This window comes from Rhodococcus sp. NCIMB 12038 (assembly GCF_002165735.1).
GTDB lineage: Bacteria > Actinomycetota > Actinomycetes > Mycobacteriales > Mycobacteriaceae > Rhodococcus_F.
Window position 1 is genome coordinate 1 of the sequence record NZ_NHML01000061.1, and the last position, 20,195, is coordinate 20,195.

16 protein-coding genes are annotated in these 20,195 nt (G+C 64.0%); 7 read left to right on the plus strand and 9 right to left on the minus strand.

Going from position 1 to position 20,195, the window contains the following annotated elements:
* From CA951_RS41160 to CA951_RS41170, 3 genes are all read left to right on the plus strand, one after another.
* Positions 1-416 (plus strand): fumarylacetoacetate hydrolase family protein (locus CA951_RS41160; RefSeq protein ID WP_143543199.1); only part of this gene is annotated, 416 nt, incomplete at its 5' end.
* Positions 409-2,175 carry an FAD-dependent monooxygenase gene (locus CA951_RS41165; RefSeq protein ID WP_087562328.1) on the plus strand — a complete coding sequence of 589 codons (1,767 nt, stop codon included), beginning with the start codon at positions 409-411 and terminating at the stop codon, positions 2,173-2,175. The genes CA951_RS41160 and CA951_RS41165, both read left to right, overlap by 8 nt.
* Before the next feature lie 83 nt (positions 2,176-2,258).
* Complete coding sequence (locus CA951_RS41170) at positions 2,259-4,259, plus strand: acetoacetate--CoA ligase (RefSeq protein WP_087562329.1); 2,001 nt, start codon at positions 2,259-2,261, stop codon at positions 4,257-4,259.
* Positions 4,260-4,321: 62 nt separating this feature from the next.
* Here the strand turns inward: CA951_RS41170 and CA951_RS41175 are convergent, their stop codons facing one another.
* Together CA951_RS41175 and CA951_RS41180 are read right to left on the minus strand one after the other, a co-directional pair.
* Positions 4,322-5,020, minus strand: coding sequence for a GntR family transcriptional regulator (locus CA951_RS41175; protein ID WP_218780570.1), 699 nt, complete (start codon positions 5,018-5,020; stop codon positions 4,322-4,324).
* A 119-nt stretch (positions 5,021-5,139) separates the two neighbouring features.
* Positions 5,140-7,047: an acetolactate synthase large subunit gene (locus CA951_RS41180; RefSeq protein ID WP_087562340.1), complete on the minus strand. Its 1,908-nt coding sequence runs from the start codon at positions 7,045-7,047 to the stop codon at positions 5,140-5,142.
* A 516-nt stretch (positions 7,048-7,563) separates the two neighbouring features.
* Between CA951_RS41180 and CA951_RS41185 the strand changes: the two genes are divergently transcribed.
* Positions 7,564-8,094 (plus strand): YceI family protein, encoded by a 531-nt coding sequence (locus CA951_RS41185; protein WP_087562330.1) that lies wholly within the window; start codon positions 7,564-7,566, stop codon positions 8,092-8,094.
* 127 nt (positions 8,095-8,221) lie between these two features.
* Here CA951_RS41185 and CA951_RS41190 read toward each other — a convergent pair whose 3' ends face one another.
* From CA951_RS41190 to CA951_RS41220, 7 genes are all read right to left on the minus strand, one after another.
* Positions 8,222-8,479 carry a DUF3263 domain-containing protein gene (locus CA951_RS41190; protein WP_087562331.1) on the minus strand — a complete coding sequence of 86 codons (258 nt, stop codon included), beginning with the start codon at positions 8,477-8,479 and terminating at the stop codon, positions 8,222-8,224.
* 36 nt (positions 8,480-8,515) lie between these two features.
* A complete protein-coding gene (locus CA951_RS41195; RefSeq protein WP_087562332.1) occupies positions 8,516-9,658 on the minus strand; it encodes a 2-oxo acid dehydrogenase subunit E2 in 1,143 nt (380 codons plus the stop codon).
* Positions 9,659-9,688: 30 nt separating this feature from the next.
* Entirely contained in the window at positions 9,689-12,040 is a 2,352-nt protein-coding gene (locus CA951_RS41200) for a transketolase C-terminal domain-containing protein (protein ID WP_087562333.1), read from the minus strand.
* Between the two features lie 316 nt (positions 12,041-12,356).
* Complete coding sequence (locus tag CA951_RS41205) at positions 12,357-12,857, minus strand: flavin reductase family protein (protein ID WP_256974302.1); 501 nt, start codon at positions 12,855-12,857, stop codon at positions 12,357-12,359.
* Between the two features lie 82 nt (positions 12,858-12,939).
* Positions 12,940-14,115, minus strand: coding sequence for a flavin-dependent monooxygenase (locus tag CA951_RS41210; RefSeq protein ID WP_179220514.1), 1,176 nt, complete (start codon positions 14,113-14,115; stop codon positions 12,940-12,942).
* Between the two features lie 511 nt (positions 14,116-14,626).
* Positions 14,627-15,265 (minus strand): 3,4-dihydroxy-2-butanone-4-phosphate synthase, encoded by a 639-nt coding sequence (locus CA951_RS41215; protein WP_087562335.1) that lies wholly within the window; start codon positions 15,263-15,265, stop codon positions 14,627-14,629.
* A 25-nt stretch (positions 15,266-15,290) separates the two neighbouring features.
* Entirely contained in the window at positions 15,291-16,604 is a 1,314-nt protein-coding gene (locus CA951_RS41220) for a CdaR family transcriptional regulator (RefSeq protein WP_179220515.1), read from the minus strand.
* 1,938 nt (positions 16,605-18,542) lie between these two features.
* On the opposite strand from CA951_RS41220, the gene CA951_RS41225 reads away from it, so the two are divergent.
* From CA951_RS41225 to CA951_RS45295, 3 genes are all read left to right on the plus strand, one after another.
* Complete coding sequence (locus CA951_RS41225) at positions 18,543-19,115, plus strand: VOC family protein (protein ID WP_087562337.1); 573 nt, start codon at positions 18,543-18,545, stop codon at positions 19,113-19,115.
* Positions 19,116-19,189: 74 nt separating this feature from the next.
* Positions 19,190-20,077 carry a fumarylacetoacetate hydrolase family protein gene (locus CA951_RS41230; RefSeq protein WP_087562338.1) on the plus strand — a complete coding sequence of 296 codons (888 nt, stop codon included), beginning with the start codon at positions 19,190-19,192 and terminating at the stop codon, positions 20,075-20,077.
* Positions 20,070-20,195: FAD-dependent monooxygenase (locus CA951_RS45295; RefSeq protein WP_143543200.1), on the plus strand; the 126-nt coding region annotated here is incomplete at its 3' end. The genes CA951_RS41230 and CA951_RS45295, both read left to right, overlap by 8 nt.

A 20,195-nucleotide genomic window follows, 5' to 3' on the forward strand; every position in this document is an offset into this window, starting at 1 on the left:
AGCTACAGCTCGCCGGACCGCCGCCGCAGCAGTTCAACCTCGGCAAGTCCTTCGCCGGGTTCGCACCCATCGGACCGATGCTGGTCACTCCGGACGAGTTCACCAATCGTGACGACATCGAGGTCAGCACCATCCTCTCCGGGCAGGAGATGCAGAAGTCGCGCACCCGGAACCTCATCTTCCCCATCCCGGAACTCGTGGCCTACCTGTCCACGATCCTGCCCCTGCGTCCCGGCGACCTGATTTTCACCGGCACTCCGGGCGGCGTCGGCTGGGTTCGAGAACCCAAACGCCTGATCGGCCCGGACGACGAACTCGTCACCCGTGCCGAAGGTATCGGCGAAATGCGCCACCACTTCGTTCCCGCCGGCAACGGCGCCCTCACCACTGCTAGAAGGAGCACCACCCATGCCTGACATCACCGTTCCGGTTCTCATCGTCGGTGGTGGAGGATGCGGATTGTCGTCCTCGATCTTCCTCTCCGAGCACGGCATCGAGCACCATCTCGTCGAACGCCACAGCGGAACCTCACACCTCCCGAAGGCCCACTACCTCAACCAGCGCACGATGGAGGTCTTCCGCCAGTACGGAGTGGCCGACTCCATCTACGCAGTCGGCACCAAGCCGAAGAACATGGGCAAGACCCGCTGGGTGACCTCGCTCGGGGGCGACGGCGAACTCGACGGTCGCACCCTGTTCTCGATGGAATCCTTCGGTGGTGGGACCCTCGAGGAGAAGTACGCAGTCGACAGCCCGTGCCATTCGAGTAACTACCCGCAAATCCGACTCGAACCGCTGTTGCGTGACCACGCGGAGCGCCGGGCACCGCAGTCGATCCATTTCAACCGTGAACTGGTGACGTTCGACCAGGACGACGACGGCGTCCATGCGCTGATCAAGGACTTGCAGACGCAAGAAACGTACACGGTTCACGCCCAATACATGATCGCCGCCGACGGCGGCAAGACCGTCGGGAATGCGCTCGGGGTCAAGATGGAGGGTCCAAGCGGGCTCCTCGACATGGTCAGCACCCACTTCACCGCAGACCTGTCACAGTATTGGGAAGACGATGTCCTGATCACCTGGCTGCTCAACCCCGAAGGCGCCGGCTCCTGGGCCAGCGGAGCCATGGCCGCGATGGGCCCGACCTGGGGCAAACACTCCGAGGAGTTCGTCCTCCACTTCACCTTCCGGCCCGACGACCCCGCCCGATTCGACGAAGAGGCGATCGTCCCCCGCCTGCGCGAGCTCCTCAAGCTGCCGGACCTCGACCTCGAGATCCACCACGTCAGCCACTGGATCCTCGAAGGCGTACTCGCCGACAAGTACCAGGTCGGCCGCGTCTTCCTCGCCGGTGACGCCGCACACCGGCACCCGCCGACCACCGGCCTGGGACTGAATACCGCCATCCAGGACGCGCACAATCTGGCATGGAAGCTTGCGGCAGTGCTTGTTGACGACGCCGCCCCCGCACTACTCGACACCTACGAGGCCGAACGCCGCGTGGTCGGGATGCGGAACGTCGACTGGGCGATGTTCACCTTCCTCAACCACCTGGTCATCGATTCCGGTATCGGCGTGATCCCCGGCCAGCCCCTCGACGCGCAGATCGACGTATTCCGCGGATACTTCTCAGACACACCCATGGGCGAGACCCGACGAGCGCGCGCCGCCGAAGTCATCAACACCCAACGCACCGAGTTCCAGGCGCACGATCTCGAGATCGGCTTCTCCTACCCGAACGGCGCTCTGGTCCCCGACGGAAGCGACGCCCCACCGCGCGACCCCCTCGGCAGCGTGTACTTCCCCACCACCCGGCCCGGGCACCGGCTCCCCCATGCATGGCTCGACCAGTCCGGACAGCAGATCTCCACCCACGATCTCACCGAGAACTGTGCCTGCTTCGTTCTCATCGTCGCTTCGGAGGGCGAAGAATGGGCGAAAGCCGCCGCCGTGGTCGAGGAAAAGTTCGGCATCCGGCTGAAGATCGCGCAGATCTCCGAGAGCGGCCCCTTCACCGACACGCAAGGCACGTGGGCCACCCTCCGCCAGATCGACGAGGCCGGCGCCATCCTGGTCCGCCCGGACAACCACGTCGCCTGGCGGAGCACCAGTGGCACTGCCGACGCTGTCGGTGAACTCACCCGCGTCTTCGGCGCCGTGCTCGCACGCTAACGAAACACCCTCCGAAATATGCTGCTCGCGGACGCTGTCCGCGTCCGCGAGCTCCCACAACCCAGGTGAAAGGAATGTCACCGATGTCCGAGGCTGGACGCGAGGTGCTGTGGGCACCCTCGGCCGAGCGCATCAGCGCATCCCGACTAGCGCAGTACCAGCGCTGGTTGGCAGCTGAAAAGCAGGTCGAAACCACCGATTTCGACTCCCTATGGCGGTGGTCGGTCCACGACCTCGATGGATTCTGGTCCTCCATCTGGGAGTACTTCGACGTCATCGCCTCGGCACCGCCGACCACGGTGTTGACCGATCGGACGATGCCGGGGGCGCAGTGGTTTCCGAATGCCCGTTTGAACTGGGCCGAAAACCTTCTCCGCGACTGTGAGCGCGATGGCACCGCGATCATCTCGGTCAACGAGAACGGGATCAGCGGTGAACTGTCCCGGCAAGACCTGGTGGCGCAGGTGGCCAACCTCGCAGCGCACTTCCGCCGCGTCGGGGTTCGGCCCGGTGATCGGATCGCGGCAGTACTTCCGAACATCGCCCCTGCCATCGTGTCCGTACTCGCCGCCGCCAGCGTGGGAGCCGTATGGTCTTGCTGCGCACCTGATTTCGGACTCAAAGGCCTGACCGACCGCTTCACACAGATCGAGCCGACCATCCTGATCGGCGTCGACGGCTACCAGTTCAACGGCAAAAGAATCGACCGGATCGACCTCCTCGCCGGCCTCCGGGAACAACTCCCGTCCGTACGCCACACCATTCTGGTCCGCAATCTCGACGACACGGTCGCGGTCCCGGACGGTGTCACGGACTACGCAGACCTCGTCGTGGGCGATGCGCAGCCGAACTACGAACAGGTACCGTTCGATCATCCCCTGTGGATTCTGTACAGCTCCGGAACGACGGGCCTGCCCAAGGGCATCGTGCACTCGCACGGCGGCATTCTACTCGAGGCACTCAAGGCCAACGCCCTCCACTACGACCTCGGCCCGACCGATCGGGTATTCATCGCAGCGAGCACTGCCTGGGTCGTGTGGAACATGCTCGTCGATGCGATGGCCACCGGCGCAACCCTCATCACTTACGACGGAAGCCCCACGTACGCGCGACCCGACCATCAGTTCCGAATTTGCGCCGAGCACCGCGTCACACGATTCGGCACCGGGGCGGCCTACCTGACCTTGTGCGAGCGGGTGGGCACTCGGCCTGGGGACGAGTTCGACCTCTCGGCGCTTCGGTCGATGATGTCAACCGGCTCACCGCTACCGGACTCGACCTGGCGGTGGGTCTACGACGCGGTCACCGGCGATGTCCATCTGGGTTCCGACAGCGGTGGTACCGATGTGGCAACGGGGTTCATCGGAGCCAATCCTTTCGCTCCGGTGCGGACAGGGGAGCTGCAGGGTCCTTACCTGGGGGTTGATGTCCAGTCGTGGAACGAGGCCGGCCAGCCGGTGACGGGAGAGGTCGGTGAGATGGTCATCGCCGCCCCGATGCCGTCCATGCCTATCTATTTCTGGAACGACGACGACGGCCACCGCTACCAAGAAGCCTACTTCGACGTTTATCCCGGCGTCTGGCGTCACGGCGACTGGATCACGATCGAGGCCGATGGGGCATGTGTAGTCCACGGCAGGTCGGATTCGACTATCAACCGTGGCGGAGTTCGGATGGGTTCGGCGGACATCTATCAAGCGGTCGAGACGCTCCCCGAGATCGCCGAATCCCTCGTGATCGGTGCGGAATTGCCCGATGGCGGCTACCACATGCCGCTGTTCGTGGTGCTGCGTCCGGAGTACACACTCGACGAGGCGCTGCTGGACAAGATCCGCACCACCATCAGGACTCAGGTCTCACCCCGCCACGTGCCCGACGAGGTGATCGACGTGCCAGCCGTCCCGGTCACCCGCACCGGCAAACGGCTCGAGATACCGGTCAAGAAGCTGATCCAAGGCATCGCACCCCAGGTGGCGATCAGTCGCGCTACCGTCGCGGACCCGGACGCGCTCGACTGGTACATCGGGTACGCCGAACGATTCCATCGTGCGGACGTCGGACACGCCGCCGACGGGAGCGCGTGACCCGACCTGCCTGAATGAGACGGATGCCCGCGCCACCGGATGGTGGCGCGGGGCAGATCCGGTTATGGAGCGATATGGTCGAGCGCGCGCAGTGCGATCTGCTCGGTGTCGTCGAGATGCTTGCGTGTCGCTGCCGCGACTTGGCGAACCCCACCGGTACGAGTGGCGACCAGGAGTTCGTGGTGCGTGCGCCACCGCCGGCTCGGTTCGTCCGGGTCGGCATCGCGTCCGGCGAAGGCGAGCCGGACGTACCGTTCTGCGGCGTGCCACAGCCCGTCGAGGATGCGTAGATCCCAGACCGTCGCCGCCGGCCGCAGCAGTTCGTAATGGAACGCGTGATGGGCGTCGTAGACATCGTCGATACCCAACGTCTCGTCCGCGAACATCGTCAAGTAAACCTCGAGTCGATCGAAATCCTGACTCGCGAGCATCTTGGACGCGCGCCCGGCAAGCTCGGGTTCGATCTGCCGACGCAGGCGATAGACGCCATGGAGGTCGTCGTGCGCGAGTGGGGCGACCATCGCGCTCTTGCCGGGTCTGGTGATGACGAGGCCCTGGCTTTCGAGGTCGCGGAGGGCCTCTCGTACCGGAATGAAGCTGACGCCCAGCTGGCCCGAAATTTCGCGGAGCGAGAATGTCTGCCCCGGCCGCAGTTCACCGCACAAGATGGCGCGACGGATCTCCTTGGCCACTTGATCGGGAACCGACGTGGGCTCCAACGATCGCACGAACGAACGCTGCTCCTGTGTGCTTGCGGTCACCGCATCCTCCGCTCGGTTCTGACCTCCGGCTTCGACGGCCACTACCGCCTCGAGTAATGTTATAACAGCTTTGCCGGATCGGCTGCGCGCAGGGGTCCGACGTCGAGGGGTTCGAGCCACTACTCCGTATTTATCAGTCCCGCGATCGTGGCCTTCTTGGCGACTTCCTCATTGTCGTCGAACAATGGTCGGATTCCGTGGGCAGCCATAATCTGGTCATTGCTGGCACCTGCGGCGATCATCGGCCACACCAGCGCATCGTCTCCGACGATGAAGTCGATGACCACGGGGCGGTCGTCGATCGAGCGCGCCTCGGCGATGACCGTCTCGACATCCTCCTCGCGCTCACACCGCAGGGAGACGCACCCGAGCGCCTCGGCGAGGCCGACGAAGTCCGGGATGCGGCGGGAATGTGTGGCGAGGTCGACGCTCGAGTACCGACCCTCGTAGTGGATCGCCTGGAGCTGTTTCACCATTCCGAGGTTTCCGTTGTTGATCAGGGCGACCTTGATCGGGACGCCCTCGATCGCGGCGGTGGCCAGTTCCTGGTTGGTCATCTGGAAACACCCGTCCCCGTCTATCGCCCACACCTCGCGGTCGGGTGCGCCGAGTTTGGCCCCGAGTGCCGCCGGGACCGCGTACCCCATCGTGCCCAGGCCGCCCGAATTGAGCCAGGTGCGAGGCTTTTCGTAGTCGATGTAGTTTGCGGCCCACATCTGGTGTTGCCCGACCCCGGAAACATAGATCGCGTCGGGGCCGGCAGCCTTGCCGACGGCCTCGATGACGAACTCCGGGGAAAGCGCTCCGTCGGCGGGTCGGTCGTAGCTGAGCGGGTATGCCCGACGGATGTCGTCGAGGTACCCGAGCCACTCTGCACGGTCGATCGCCGGAAGTTCGCCGTGCCCGCCGATCTCGTCGACGAGGGCTGCGATCGCCTTCTTGCAGTCACCGACGATCGGAACGTCGACATATCGGTTCTTTCCGATCTCGGCAGGGTCGATGTCGGCGTGGATGACCTTGGCGTTGGGAGCGAACGATGCTGCCTCGCCCGTGACGCGGTCGTCGAATCGGGCGCCGACTGCGATCAGGAGGTCGCTCTTCTGCAGTGCCGCCACTGCGGCAACGGTTCCGTGCATACCGGGCATCCCATAATGCAGCCGGTGACTGTCCGGGAACGCTCCGCGGGCCATCAGCGTCGTCACGACAGGGATCCCTGTCAGCTCGACCAACGTCATCAACTCGGCCGAACCCCCAGCTTTGATGACGCCGCCACCGACGTAGAAGACCGGTGTCTTCGCTGCGGCGATCAAGTCGGCGGCCGCTCGGATTTGCTTGCGGTGCGGCTTGGTCACCGGTCGGTATCCGGGCAGGTGCATCTCCGGCGGCCAGGAAAACGTGGTCGTGGCCTGCAGGACGTCCTTGGGAATGTCGACGAGGACCGCTCCGGGGCGCCCGGTGGCGGCGATGTGAAATGCCTCGGCAATCGTGCGAGGAATGTCTTTGGCGTCGGTGACCAGGAAATTGTGCTTGGTGATCGGCATGGTTATGCCCGAAATATCGGCTTCCTGGAAGGCGTCCGTCCCGATCAGGCCGCGTCCGACCTGACCGGTAATTGCGACGACCGGCACCGAGTCCATCTGCGCATCAGCGAGAGGGGTGACCAGATTTGTCGCGCCCGGCCCGGAGGTCGCCATGCACACTCCGACTTTGCCCGTGGCCTGGGCGTAGCCCGTCGCAGCATGACCGGCACCTTGTTCATGACGCACCAATATGTGGCGGACGCGCCGAGAATCGACCAACGGGTCATAGACGGGCAGGATAGCGCCTCCCGGGATGCCGAAGACGACATCCACTTCCAGCGCCTCGAGTGAGCGCACCACCGCTTGCGCCCCCGTGACCCGCGCCGGATACCGGCGGCAGTGGTCATAGGAGTCGACCGGTGTGCGGTCGGGGCCGGTAGGGCTACTCTGCCGGACCGGGGTGAGGTGTCGCTGCGTGGTCGGGGCGGTAGGCGTGGATGAGCTCACGAACAAGTCCTCGGGTCGGGTCCGCGGCGCACCTCCTGCCGGCGGACTACGGTTGTGTTCGGACCCGCCGCATCTCTCGCGTCGATCGGTCGCGGCGGGGTCGGTGTCCGGGTCCACAGCCTCGTGAGCTCTCCCGGCGGGCCACAGGAAAGTACGATTCACTTTCGCGGGCCTGTCGTGATAACAGTCAATCAGCGATATGCAGATAGTGCAATCAACAGCGCTGGGATTGAGCAATCTGCACGTTCATGCGACGGTCGGGAACCACCACGTGGTCATCGTGCTGAGTCTCGACGCCTTGGCCGCGCGATTCCGGCGGCATGTCGCCACCTCGCGCCGCCCGGCGTCCCCGCTACGCCTCGCCGGTTCGGGCCGCGCGGGTGGCCGACGCTCCCCGAACGCCGAACCCGCAGCGACGGAGGGGGTTTAAATGACCTTCGGACTCCACTAACATGTCTGTTATCACATATTACTATGGTGGTCTTCTAGGCCACTCGACTCGAGGAGTTCTTCACTATGCCCGACATTCAGTCCGTTCCGTCCGGTCCCTCGTCCGACGCGATTCCTGCGGGGACGTACGTCGTTGATACCACTCAGTCCACTGTCGCCTTTCGCGCAAAGGCTTTCGGGCTGATGTGGGTTCGAGGGACATTCCCCGTGCGTGACGGTTCGATCGAAATCAGCCACGGTCGCCTCACCGGAGGCGGCGCCCTCGCCGCCGACAAGATCGGTACTGGTATGGCACCGCGTGATTGGCATCTGAGGACCTCGCACTACTTGAACACCGCCGAGCATCCTACGATTCGCGTGGCGATCGACGGTGCCGCTCTGTCGGCGGAGAGCGTCCGGTGTGAGGTCACTGTGCGAGGGACCGCCGCTCCCGTCGAGTTGCAGCTGCGGTCGGTCCAAACTGACTGCGACACCATCGAGCTCATCGCCGATACGACATTGGATCGTACGGTTTACCCGATGCTAGGACCGTGGGCTGGGGTGTCGCGCCTCGTGCACCTCGAGGTCAAGATCGTCGCTCGTCCCAGCGACGTGTGACGCGGTCGCCTCACCGAATGCGAGGAAGAGGCCCGGCGAGTGATCGCCGGGCCTCAAACTATATCTCGGTGTACCCATCAAATCTGCAGTGGCTCACTTCGTGTGGAGGGAACCGCTGTGTCGCTTTTCAGAGGGACGACAATGAAACCGGCGCAACAGGTGTGGCACTTGCCGACTGGACGAGTTTGAGGGAACAGAACTCCCGCAGGTGTGTGCGGGTCGCGAAATCGACCTCATCGATCAGCGTGGTGGTCACCATCGACAGAATGCGTTGGTAGAACACCGCGGGGGTGATTCCGAACTCGGGAAGGATGTACTCGTCTCCTCCACCGAAACGCGACCATTTCGTGGCGAACGCCAGCATGGCGCGAGTGTCTTGGGTCATCATTCCTCCTGGTCCTGAATGCGTCGTCGGAGACGATCAGATCAAATCTGTTGCAGTGAAATCTTCTTCGAGGTGTTTTTTGACGGCGGTGAGGAACCGTGCAGCGTCGGCTCCGTCGACGATGCGGTGATCGTAGGAGATCGACAGGTAGGCCATCGACCGCACGTCGATGCGGAGCTCACCGTCCTGCCGCGTCGGAACGAGCCGTTCGACCACGGCACCGACACCCAGGATCCCGGTTTGAGGTTGGTTGATGATCGGGGTGTCGAACAATGCACCCCGGCTCCCNGTGTTGGTGAGGGTGAAGGTGCCGCCGGACAGTTCGTCGGCGGTGATCGTGCCGGTGCGCACCTTNTCGGCCTTGTCCGCTATCGCCCGGGCAAGTTCCTCGATTCCGAGCTGCTGGGCATCGCGGATGACCGGTACCATCAACCCCTTNTCGNTGTCGACGGCCATACCCAGNTGGCAGTGGTCGTAGTACGTCACCTCGGTGACGTCGCTGTTGAGGGAGGCGTTGAGGACTCGGTGCTCGGATAGAGCGTGGACGGCGGCTTTGGCGAAGAATGGTAGGAACGAGAGCTTGATCCCGGTCCTCTGGTGGAAGTCGTCCTTGTAGGCGGCCCGCAGTCGCGCGATCGCGGTGACGTCGACCTCGAGGACCGTGGTCAGCTGTGCGGCAGTCTGTAATGATTCGACCATCCGCTGGGCGATGGTGCGGCGGATTCGTGGCAGCTTTTCGGTAGTCGATCCAATGCGAGCCCGCGTCGCGGGGGTCCTCGCCGTGTCGCTGTCCGGCTCCGACAGCGGCAGGGGAACGGCCGCCGCCGGAGCCGGGGGCGCCGCTGCCGCAATCGGTGCCGGATCGCCAGCCGGCGCCGGCCTTGGAGACGCGGATCGCGTAGGAGAATCGCTGCCCGCACCACTGGATTCGACGATGATCGCCAGGTCGGCGCCGATCGCGACGACGTCGTTCTCCTCGGCGAGGATGCGGTGGAGCATCCCGCCGACAGGGGACGGTATTTCGGTGTCGACCTTGTCCGTGGCAACCTCGAGCAGTGGCTCCTCGGCGAGGATNNGATCGCCGGGTTGTTTGAGCCACCGGGTGATGGTGCCCTCGTCGACGCTCTCCCCGAGGGCAGGCATNCGCACCGTGATGCCTTCGAGTTGTTCGGTTGTCATGGGTGGTCTGCTCCTGTGAAACGCGGATGGTCAGGGGAGGAGGTCGAGCGCGGCGCGCACGATGCTGTCGGTGTCGATGCCGTGGTAGCNGTACACGTCGTCGAGGGATCCGACCTGCCCGAACTTGCTGACCCCGAGGCNGGCGCTGCGCACCCGGTTGATGCCGGCGAGGAACGCCAGCGTGTGCGGATGCCCGTCGAGGACGGTGACGATGGGGGTCGCGCGATCGGCCGGGAACAGTTGNTCGAGGATCCAGCTCTCACCGGACCCGCGGCCNTGNCGTGCCTGGACGGCCTCGAACAGCAACCCGGGGCTGGTGACGCAGACGACGTCGGCGGGGATGCCCTGTTCGGCGAGACGGTCGGCGGCGGCGAGGGCCTCGGTCATCATCGCCCCGATCGCGACGACGGTGACCCGCGCACCCGCACGGCGCACCAGCGGATACCCGCCGGCCACCACCTGCCGGCGGCGGCGTTCGCGGGCCGCCGGGTCGGTGGGCACCGCCGCCAGGGTNTGATCNACGGGGCGGGTGGACAGCCGCAGGTACGCGGAGGTGCCGTCGGGGCGGCCGAGCCGGCCGATGCTGGCCAGCAGNGTCCACTCGGTGTCGATCGCGAAGGCCGGTTCGTAGCTGATGCATCCTGGTTGTTCCAGGCCGATCGACGGGGTCTTGATCGACTGGTGCGCACCGCCTTCGGCGGCNAGGGTGACACCGGAGGGGGTGCCGACGAGGATCGACTGTCCACCGGCATAGATGCCGTAGGACCACGGCTCGAGGGCCCGTTCGACGAACGGGTCGTACATCACCCCGATCGGGAACAGGGGCTGTCCCCATCGGCTCCAGGTGGCGCCGAGTTCACCCATCAGGCCGACCAGGTTGGTTTCGGCGATGCCGAGTTCCATGTGCTGCCCGGTGGGCCGCTCATTCCAGTGCATGATGGTTTCGCGGTCGTCGTCGAACCAGTTGCGGCGCTCGGCCGCGGACCACACGCCGACCTTGTTGACCCACCCGCCGAGGTTGGTGGTGGAGCTGACGTCNGGGCTGACGGTGACCACCCGTTTCGCGGCCTCGGGTGCTTCGCGGGTCAGGTCCAGCAGCACCCGCCCGAGCGCGGCCTGGGTGGTGGCGGTGCCCTTCGGGGTGCGGCCGATGTCGGTGGGGATCGTCAGCGCGGGCGCATCCGGGACCGGGTCCCGGCGCAGCCGNNCCGCGNTACTCGCGCACCGCCTCCCCGCCGCGGAGTCGGCCGGGAACCGGCCCCACGGATTCGCCGGGTCCATGCCCAGATCGGCNGCGAGCGAGGCATATTCGTCGACCGACAGCAGCGAGGAGTGGTTCTGCGGGTGTCCCTGGGTGGGCAGCCCGTATCCCTTGATGGTGTAGGCGATGATCACCGTGGGCCGGGTGTCGTCGATCTGCCGGTAGGCCGCGGTCAGCGCGGACAGGTCGTGACCGCCGAGGTTGCGGATGGCCGCGGTCAGGGTGGGGTCGTCGAGGCCGGCGATCAGGCCGCTGATCTCGNCGGAGCCGGGGCCGTCGCCGGGCAGGCGGGTGCGGACCTCGTCGGCGCTGCACCGCAGCAACCGCTGGTACTCCGGGTTGGGCATGTCCAGGATCCGGGTGCGCAGCGCCTGCCCACCGGGACGGGTGAACAACTCTTCGAGCAGCTTGCCGAATTTGACGGTGATCACCTGCCACCCGGCGGCGTCGAACATCTTCTCCAAGCGGTTCGCGGCGATGTTCGGAATCACCCGGTCCAGGGACTGCCGGTTCAGGTCGACGATCCACACGACCTCGCCGAGGTCGGCGATACCGGGATCGAGGATCGCCTCCCACACCGCGCCCTCGTCGAGTTCGGCGTCGCCGACCAGGGAGTACTGGCGGCCGGTGCCGGCGCCGCCGGTGGTGGTCTGCACGTAGCGGCGTGCCATGGCGCCCCAGATCGGGGCGGTGGCGCCGATGCCGACCGAGCCGGTGGAGTAGTCGACGGTGTCGGGGTCCTTGGAGCGGCTGGGGTAGGACTGCAGGCCGCCGAACTCCCGCAGCGTGGTCAGGTACTTCTCGTCGAGTTCACCGAGCAGGTAGTTGATGCCGTGCAGCACCGGGGAGGCNTGCGGTTTGACCGACACCCGGTCCCCGGGTTGGAGTTGCTCGAACCACAGCGAGGTCATGATCGAGACCATCGACGCACAGGANGCCTGGTGACCGCCGACCTTCAGGCCGGTGGGGTTGGGTCGGATCCGGTTGGCGTGGTGGATCATCGACGTCGAAAGCCACAACACCCGCTGCCGGATCGATTCGAGCGTCTCCAGGTCCACCGAACCGCCGGGCCGGGTGGCCGGGGTTGCGGTCCCGTGATCGACGGGCAGGGTGTTGTGCATCGGAGTGTCTTTCCTTACGTGCGATATTTTGCGGCGGGCACGATCTGGTTCGGCTGAACGACCGGCAGCGGGTGGACCGCCCGATCGAGCGCGGCCTGGAGGGCGGCGGATGGCAGCGGATCTGCCGCCGCATCGTTCTGTCCGAGAAGGTTGTTATAACAGTGAATCAAATTCCCGTTCCGCACAAGATCTGTCGTAGAAATTGCGCAGAGTGCTCAGCGTGGACCGTGTCCGAATCGACGGAGGTGGGCAGTATGCCAAACTTGGTCACAACTCACCGATCAGTTCGGGATTGCTCGCCGGCAAGCGGGACTGGCTACTGAAGCACCTCGATGGCGGAGTGTGTTCCGAACACCCGGCCGTGATAGGTGAGCGGCTCGCCGTGTACATGCTCGGCCGCCACGATGTTACCGAGGACGATCATGTGGTCACCGCCCTCGACGATCTGCTCCACCGTGCATGCCACCCAGCCGGCGACTCCAGTGATCCGGGGCACCTCGTGGTCAAGATCCCAACGGACGCCGTTGAACTTCCCCACTCCCCCCTTCTTCGCGAACTTCAAAGCCGTGGACGTTTGATCACTGGCCAGGATATTGAGGCCGAAACGCCCCGAAGCCGCCACGAGTTCGAGTGTCTCCGAACCCTTGTCCAGGGAGACCAACACCATCGGTGGGGTCATGGACAAAGACGTGAACGCGCTGACCGTAGTCCCGACGGGAAGCCCTCCGTCAACGGAAGACACGATCGCGACGGGCGTCGCGACATGAGCCATCACCTCCTTGAAGCTGTCCTGAAGTGAATCGTTCTCTTTACCCATCGATCTGATTCCTTTCGTCGTGCAGGGCGCGCAATCGCCGCGCAACTGCATGCGGTGCAGGGCGATTGCACACACGTTTTCGCTAGATGAAGGGGACGTCGGGTTCGTTGCCCGCGAGGATCCGCCCATACAGTTCCGCGTTCGTCGAGTGCAGCAGGAACGAGTGCACCGACATCGTCCGGATGTCCCGCAGGATCGAACCCAGCTTGTCCTGAGCNCGCAACGCATTCGCACCGGAACCGTGCTCAACGATCTCGCAGGCCTCACGCGTGAGCTTGATCGCCCACGCGATATCCGCCCTACACCGNACCCGCTCGACGACGTCCCACGCAGCCCCGGAAGCGGCATGCTCGTCAACCGCAGTAGTGATCCGATCGGCGTGGAACTTCGCCTGATCAAGCTTCATCCGAGCCTCGGCGAGCTGATGGAAAGTAATCGGAGCGTCAGCCTGACGGGCGTAGTTGGTGTAAGTGATGCCGCGAGATCCGACACGCTCCTCGAACGCACGCAATGCAGCCCGCCCGAGTCCGATCGCCGGACCCACCGACATCGCACACATGAACGGCACGAACGGCTGGTTGTAGTACGTGTCGCCGGCGAGAGACGCGGTCCGATAGTTACCGGTGACGATGTCCATGAACGGGATGGCCCGGTACTCGGGAACGAACACATCGTCGAGANCNACGGTATTGGAACCGGTGCCGATGAAGCCGGTGACGAACCAGTCGTCCTTGACCTCGAACTCGGCCTTGGGCACCAAGAACGCGATCGGCGCGCCACCCTCCTCCGGGATGCCGGGCACGATGATCCAGCCCGCATGATGCTGACCGGAACTGAAACCCCACTTACCACTGACCCGGTACCCACCGTCGACGGCAGCCGACCGACCGGTCACCGCGAACACACCCGCCGACCGCGGNATCTCCGATCCCAGAAACTCCTCGAGCGCCTGATCACCGAACGCNCACACCATATGACCGACCGCGTTGTAGATCGAAGTCACCCACGCGAACGAACCGTCNGCCTCGGCCAGCGTCGCCATCACCTCGGCCTGCACCGCCGTCGGAGCACGCCACCCACCATGCTCGACCGGCAACGACATCACCGTCAAACCACCGTTGATCAGCGCCTCCACCGAGCGATCCGGTGCACGCCGCAACTCCAACGCCTCCGGCGCCGCCTCGGCAACCACCGGAGCAATCTTCACCGCCTCCGCCAACAAATCCCGAGTATCCCGCGGCATCGCAGTAGCAGTCACTGTTCTCCTCCATAGTTGGTTCATCAACGTGGCTCCCAGAGGGCCACAATCTGGTGTGCGTCAAAGCTGTTCGGGCGCTCGCGCGGATCGAATTCCTCGAGCGACGCCCTTCGCAGAATCACGCCAAGCTCTGGTGTGTGCTACAACACATTACGTTGAAATAAGTTATAACGCAAGCCCCGAAATGGGCCATCGACGACAAGTCGACCGATACAAAATTCGTGAATTCATTGCACAGCAACATCTTTGCATTTCAAATTCAAAGGTGTTGCCACCGGGCGCGTAACGCTGCAGAAGCTGCGTCCGCGGCTGGGCACGCGCCGCCTTTCGAGTAGCCAGCGTGGCTACTCGCATCTCCGCGCGTGGCACGCTAGGAACGAATTGTGTGCGACATTCACTGTTACACAGCTAATTATGCTTCTTTGTTCGCTTCGGATCAGCGTGGCAGTTTGCGTCAGCGATCCGTGCAGTAGTGGCGCGGCAGGCAACCGTGGTCGATGCCGGACGAAGTCTATTCGCCGTGCGCGTGAGTGCGGCGAGTGCGGACGGTGACAAGGCCCTGCTGGTTCGCGAATCGGACCGCCTCCGCCGAGACTGCCAGTCGTGTTGGTGCGTCGACGCATTCGAGATCTGCGAAGACCGCACCAGATCGACTGGGATGCGCCCAATCAGTCAGTGCGAGCGCGAGCGCGGGAACGGTCTGGACATTCTGGTTCGATGCCATGACACGCACGGGGACGAGGTGCCCTGGACGAGTGAGCCCCTCGGGTTCAGTGGAGGGATCGGCCAGCACCCTCGCTGTTCGAGCACGGTCCGCACCGGATATTCCTGTGGTCGTTCCGACGGCAGCGTCTACGGCAACGCACTGTCCGCGGGCGTGTGCTGGAGTGTATCGATCCGATGGGATCGCCTCAGCGAGGAGGAGACTGTCACATACCTTCTCGTGGAGCGCGACCTGCACGAAGCCGCTGGTGTGGCGGATGATGAACGCCATCTGCTCGGTGCTGACAGTGCCGGCACACGCGATCAACACGATGCGTGAATCGTCGATCATCACGATCACCTCGCCTTCCGCCAAGGCTCGAATACCGCGTCCGAAGTCGCCGTTGTACGGGTTGGGTGCACGGGTTTCGATCGTCATAGTTGTCATGGCGTATTCGTTCCGTTCTTTCCGATCATGGATTGGTCTGCCGTCGCGGGTCTGAGCAGGTGGTCATTCCGTCCTTGAGCACGAGTGCGGTCCACGTTTCAAGAGCGCGTTCATCGAGCGAATGTCCGATGAGCTGTTCGATTTTCTTCAGCCGATAGATCACGGTGTTACGTACGACGTACAGTTCGTTGGCGACCGCGAGTGGACTGTGTTTGAGGCGCAAGTAGGCCTCTGCGGTCTGTCGAAGCGTCGCGCTCTGTGGGTCGTCCGCGGCAAGTTCGCCCAATTCGGCCTCGAGAAAGCTGTGCACCTTCTCCATGTCCTGCACCAGGACTGACAGCAGGTGCACGTCGACGAAATCGACCGTCTTGTCTCGCAGACCAGGCAAGGCGTCGAGGACGACTCGCGCCTGCTGCGCCTCGTTATGTGTTCGTATGAAGCCCGCCAGTCCCTCGTGCGGTCGTCCGATCACCATCCGCACGGGGGCTTCTTCATCGATGGCGACTTCGAGGTGCAGGGAAGAGATCGACCGTGTGCGATTCCCCCAGGCATACAAGGTGGATTGACCGTGAGGGATCAGGAGTACCTGTTCGGCGCCGCTGGCCCTCAGCGCTGTGTCGGCGATCTTGTTCAGACTAGAGTTTCGGCGGAGGTCGTTGGTATCGGACCACAGAACCAGGCCGACGTGGTGACGGTGCGCCAGCGAATACTGCAGTTCCTTCTCCGCGTCGGCAACGTCGTATCCCTCACGACCGAGAAGTGCTCTCACGACTTGTTCGCGTGCAGCTGCGGTCGTAGTCATCCACCGCCCGTATTCGGTCTCGTACTCACGGCCGATCGCGTCGGAAAACCGGTCGATAAAGCGCAGCAGAACCTGTGAGATCAACTGAAGCTGAGCCGGCTGTTCCTGTACAGGTACCTGTTCCATGCAGGCACGCATGTATTCTTCGGCTAGCCATTGGTGCCCCCGGCGGACCGCCGCCCAGATCGTCAACAGCGAAACGCCCCGTTGAACCCACTCCTGGATTGCCCGAACCGTGTCGTCGTTGATCTCCGGCATCTGGAAGTCGTGCCCGTCGATTGCCAGCAGGGTGATAATCGCCGCCGACTCGGTACCGAGACGAACTGTTGCCACTTGCGCCGGCCGGTCGCCGAACTCTGGAAAGATCTCTACACACCGGTGCGCGAGATCGTTTCCCAGTGCGACAGCCCAGTCCAACGCCTCCCACCCCACCTGGCCGGCCGCCAACTCGAGCAGTTCGGCCGAGCAGACCGATTGGATCCGCTTCGAATCGCTCACGCTGAGCTGACTCACCCAACGGCCCTCGACGGTGGTCATCACTGCTCCTCGGTCTGCGCCATGCGCGCCCTCCCCGGAAGGTCTCGACGTGCAGGCGCTCTGACGGTACGGTTCGCTCAGTCGTTGGCAATCTATCGACAGCTTGACCTGGTCCGATAGCGTATCCGTGGACATATGAAGATTACGTGATGCGCAACACATGCCCCTAGGGCGCAACGCCAAAATCTGACGCGTTCTGTTGCACGCTATGCCCTCGCATGAATTCCTACCCGGAACATCCGGGCGGCCGCGCACTGAGGTTTGGCTAGTGTTCGACGTCCCCGTCCTCATGTGTCGTTATGCGATCCGGCGTGTCTTCGACCAGTACAGAGCCGAGCGAGCTCTCGTCTTTGTTCACCAGCTCGATCGTGCCGAGATGTCGTCAAATTTGCAGGGGAGCTGCGGCCGGGCAACCCGACTTCAACGTCAAGTCGGCCACCGGGTGCGGTGCTTCTCGGCACATTGGAGCATTGGACCGAAGTCGGTCGGACCCAGGGTGGGGAACGGTTCGAAGTGGAGAATGCGGCACCTCGTCGACCAGATTGGCTCCGGGCCCTCCGATAACCACATTGACGACCTGCTCGAACCGGTCCGGATCGGTGTCGAGGAAGCGTGCTACGCCGATCGACCGGATTCGATCTGACCGTTGCTCGACGAAGTAGCCAGGATGCGCGCGCTGAACGTCCCGGCGGATGTGGAGCCTGGCCGGTCACGCCCAGGATCGCACGAACATTTGGCGCCTAGGACCAGGACCGTCTCACCGTCTTCGAGGCCTTCTCTGCGAAATCTCGTCGCACAGCTCGATCAGCATCGCACGGTCCGTGAGTTCCGATTCAGAAGCGACCATGGTGAACGTCTCTTCGCGACAGCCGACAAGTTTCGCCGCCGCGATCACCAAGGTGCGTCGCATCAACAAAACTGGGTTCGCGTCGGACGGGGTCTGACCGAAGGATGGTGGAGTTCCGTTGCCGTAGTCCTCGGCAATGCGCGTTCTATGTTTTGGCGCCAGAGGGCCCGAAGTGGCGTGATTGGCGCGGCCGCGAGCGGTGCCCGATTTGGCGCACAGCGCAAAAGCGCTTCCGATCTCCTGGCACAGGGCCCAAGAATATTGTGCCCTGCATCACAACAATTGAGAGGCGAAGGGGCCACCGCGGTCCGAAGAATCGGACGACAAAGGCAGGCAGGACGGATGAACGCCAGCACAGCCTTCCTCGACTCGGCAGCGCGACGACACTTCCCGTGCATATCAGGACATGCGGGCCGGCCAACGAGTAAGGACGGGCTCCGATCGAGGCCCTGCGTGGCGCTCGATGAAGAACTACTCCTCGGAAGCCGGCGAGTACGACTGGTCGGAGTCCGAAACCGCCAAGGATGTGAGTACACATTTCTGTTCGTTGGGTCGATCACGAACGCCGATCAGCCGCTTGTGCGGGTGATCGATCTCGAACGAATCCTCATCGAAGGTGGACGACCTCACGCAACCCCGGAGGTACTGGTGGGAGTCTCACCGCCGTTCCCTGCTCACACCTCCGAGGCGACCGATATCGCCCGGAGGCTGCTGCGCGGTAGGCCGGACATCCAACCGACACCGGCCGGCGCCTGGTCGGTTCACGTCCCGCGGCGCTGGAGCATCGGACCGCTGGCGGGCCGTGATGTGCGGACTGAAATTTCGGCACGCGGCAGAGTTTGGGGCCCCCATTCCTCAGGAACGGCCGGTTTCACGAGTGCGCGGATCCCCCACCGTCAGAAGCTTGGCAACCGCAGTGACCTCTGTTATAACGTATTACACGCAGTGATCGGCTCCACACGCTGGGGGCCGCCGCCAACCATGAATCGGCGGTGTTATCACATATAGCGCGTGTGAGTTCGCGCAATTACAACCCCTGTGCCACAACGGCCTAGCGTCGTTTTGGCCACCGGACACAAAAGGAGTCAACGATGGCCGCCACACCCAAGTTCGCGCATGTGGTGCTGCAGACCAGCCGTCTCGAAGAGATGCGTGACTGGTACTGCACCGTGCTCGATGCCCACGTCGTCTTCGAGGGGCACGGTCTGTGCTTCATCACGTTCGACGAGGAGCACCACCGGGTCGCGCTGCTGGGAGCACCCGTGGAGCTCGCCCCCCGCAATCCCGGTGCCGCCGGCATGCATCACACCGCATACACGTTCGACACGCTCGACGATCTTCTCGACCGGCACGACACATTGAAAGAGAAGGGAATCGAGCCCAAGGTTCCCATCCAGCATGGTGTGACGACGTCGCTCTATTACCAGGATCCCGATGGGAACTTCGTCGAGCTGCAGATCGACAACTTCGCCACACCCGAGGAGGCGACGGACTACATGAACGGGCCCGAATACGCCGGGAACCCGATCGGGGTTGCGTTCGATCCCGCAATCATGCGTCACGCGCTGCACCAGGGCACGCCGATCGAGCAGATCACCACCCATTCGTGGGCGAGGGAGACCTGCCCGGGCCTGCCCGACCCCATGGTCGCACTGACCAACTGATCGAACCCGGGCCTGGACGACCTCACTTCGGGCCCACCTCACGACTGGCACCGTTACATGATCAAAGGACCCCTATGCGAGTGGCAAATCAATCCGGGCGCCTCAAGGTCGTCGCCAACGGCCGCGCGGTGGATGTCGAAGAGGCCAGCGGCCACAGATTCTCCGCCGATCCCCACGCCGTCCTCGACCGGTGGGACGAGTTCACCGAGTGGGCAAAATCGGTCGACACCGCGGCAGGATCGCCGATCGTCGAATCGGAGCTTCGGGCCCCGGTCCCCCGTCCCGGACAGATCTTCGCCGTCGGCGTGAACTATCGCGATCATGTGGAAGAGGCAGGCCTGGAATTGCCGGACACGCCGTTCGTGTTCACCAAGTTCCCCGGCGCCGTCACCGGTCCCTACGACGACATCGAACTCCCTCCCGGCTCGGTCGACTTCGAGGTCGAACTCGTCGCGGTCATCGGTCGTCACGCCCGGCACGTCGACGCCGAGAATGGTTGGGACTACGTTGCGGGGTTGACCGTCGGGCAGGACCTGTCCGAACGAGAGCTACAGCTCGCCGGACCGCCGCCGCAGCAGTTCAACCTCGGCAAGTCCTTCGCCGGGTTCGCACCCATCGGACCGATGCTGGTCACTCCGGACGAGTTCACCAATCGTGACGACATCGAGGTCAGCACCATCCTCTCCGGGCAGGAGATGCAGAAGTCGCGCACCCGGAACCTCATCTTCCCCATCCCGGAACTCGTGGCCTACCTGTCCACGATCCTGCCCCTGCGTCCCGGCGACCTGATTTTCACCGGCACTCCGGGCGGCGTCGGCTGGGTTCGAGAACCCAAACGCCTGATCGGCCCGGACGACGAACTCGTCACCCGTGCCGAAGGTATCGGCGAAATGCGCCACCACTTCGTTCCCGCCGGCAACGGCGCCCTCACCACTGCTAGAAGGAGCACCACCCATGCCTGACATCACCGTTCCGGTTCTCATCGTCGGTGGTGGAGGATGCGGATTGTCGTCCTCGATCTTCCTCTCCGAGCACGGCATCGAGCACCATCTCGTCGAACGCCACAGCGGAACCTCACAC

Coding starts and splice junctions, on each gene's coding strand:
- CA951_RS41165 (WP_087562328.1), top strand. CDS start 409: ATGCCTGACATCACCGTTCCGGTTCTCATCGTCGGTGGTGGAGGATGC.
- CA951_RS41170 (WP_087562329.1), top strand. CDS start 2,259: ATGTCCGAGGCTGGACGCGAGGTGCTGTGGGCACCCTCGGCCGAGCGC.
- CA951_RS41185 (WP_087562330.1), top strand. CDS start 7,564: ATGCCCGACATTCAGTCCGTTCCGTCCGGTCCCTCGTCCGACGCGATT.
- CA951_RS41190 (WP_087562331.1), bottom strand. CDS start 8,479: ATGACCCAAGACACTCGCGCCATGCTGGCGTTCGCCACGAAATGGTCG.
- CA951_RS41205 (WP_256974302.1), bottom strand. CDS start 12,857: ATGGGTAAAGAGAACGATTCACTTCAGGACAGCTTCAAGGAGGTGATG.
- CA951_RS41215 (WP_087562335.1), bottom strand. CDS start 15,265: ATGACAACTATGACGATCGAAACCCGTGCACCCAACCCGTACAACGGC.
- CA951_RS41220 (WP_179220515.1), bottom strand. CDS start 16,604: ATGACCACCGTCGAGGGCCGTTGGGTGAGTCAGCTCAGCGTGAGCGAT.
- CA951_RS41225 (WP_087562337.1), top strand. CDS start 18,543: ATGGCCGCCACACCCAAGTTCGCGCATGTGGTGCTGCAGACCAGCCGT.
- CA951_RS41230 (WP_087562338.1), top strand. CDS start 19,190: ATGCGAGTGGCAAATCAATCCGGGCGCCTCAAGGTCGTCGCCAACGGC.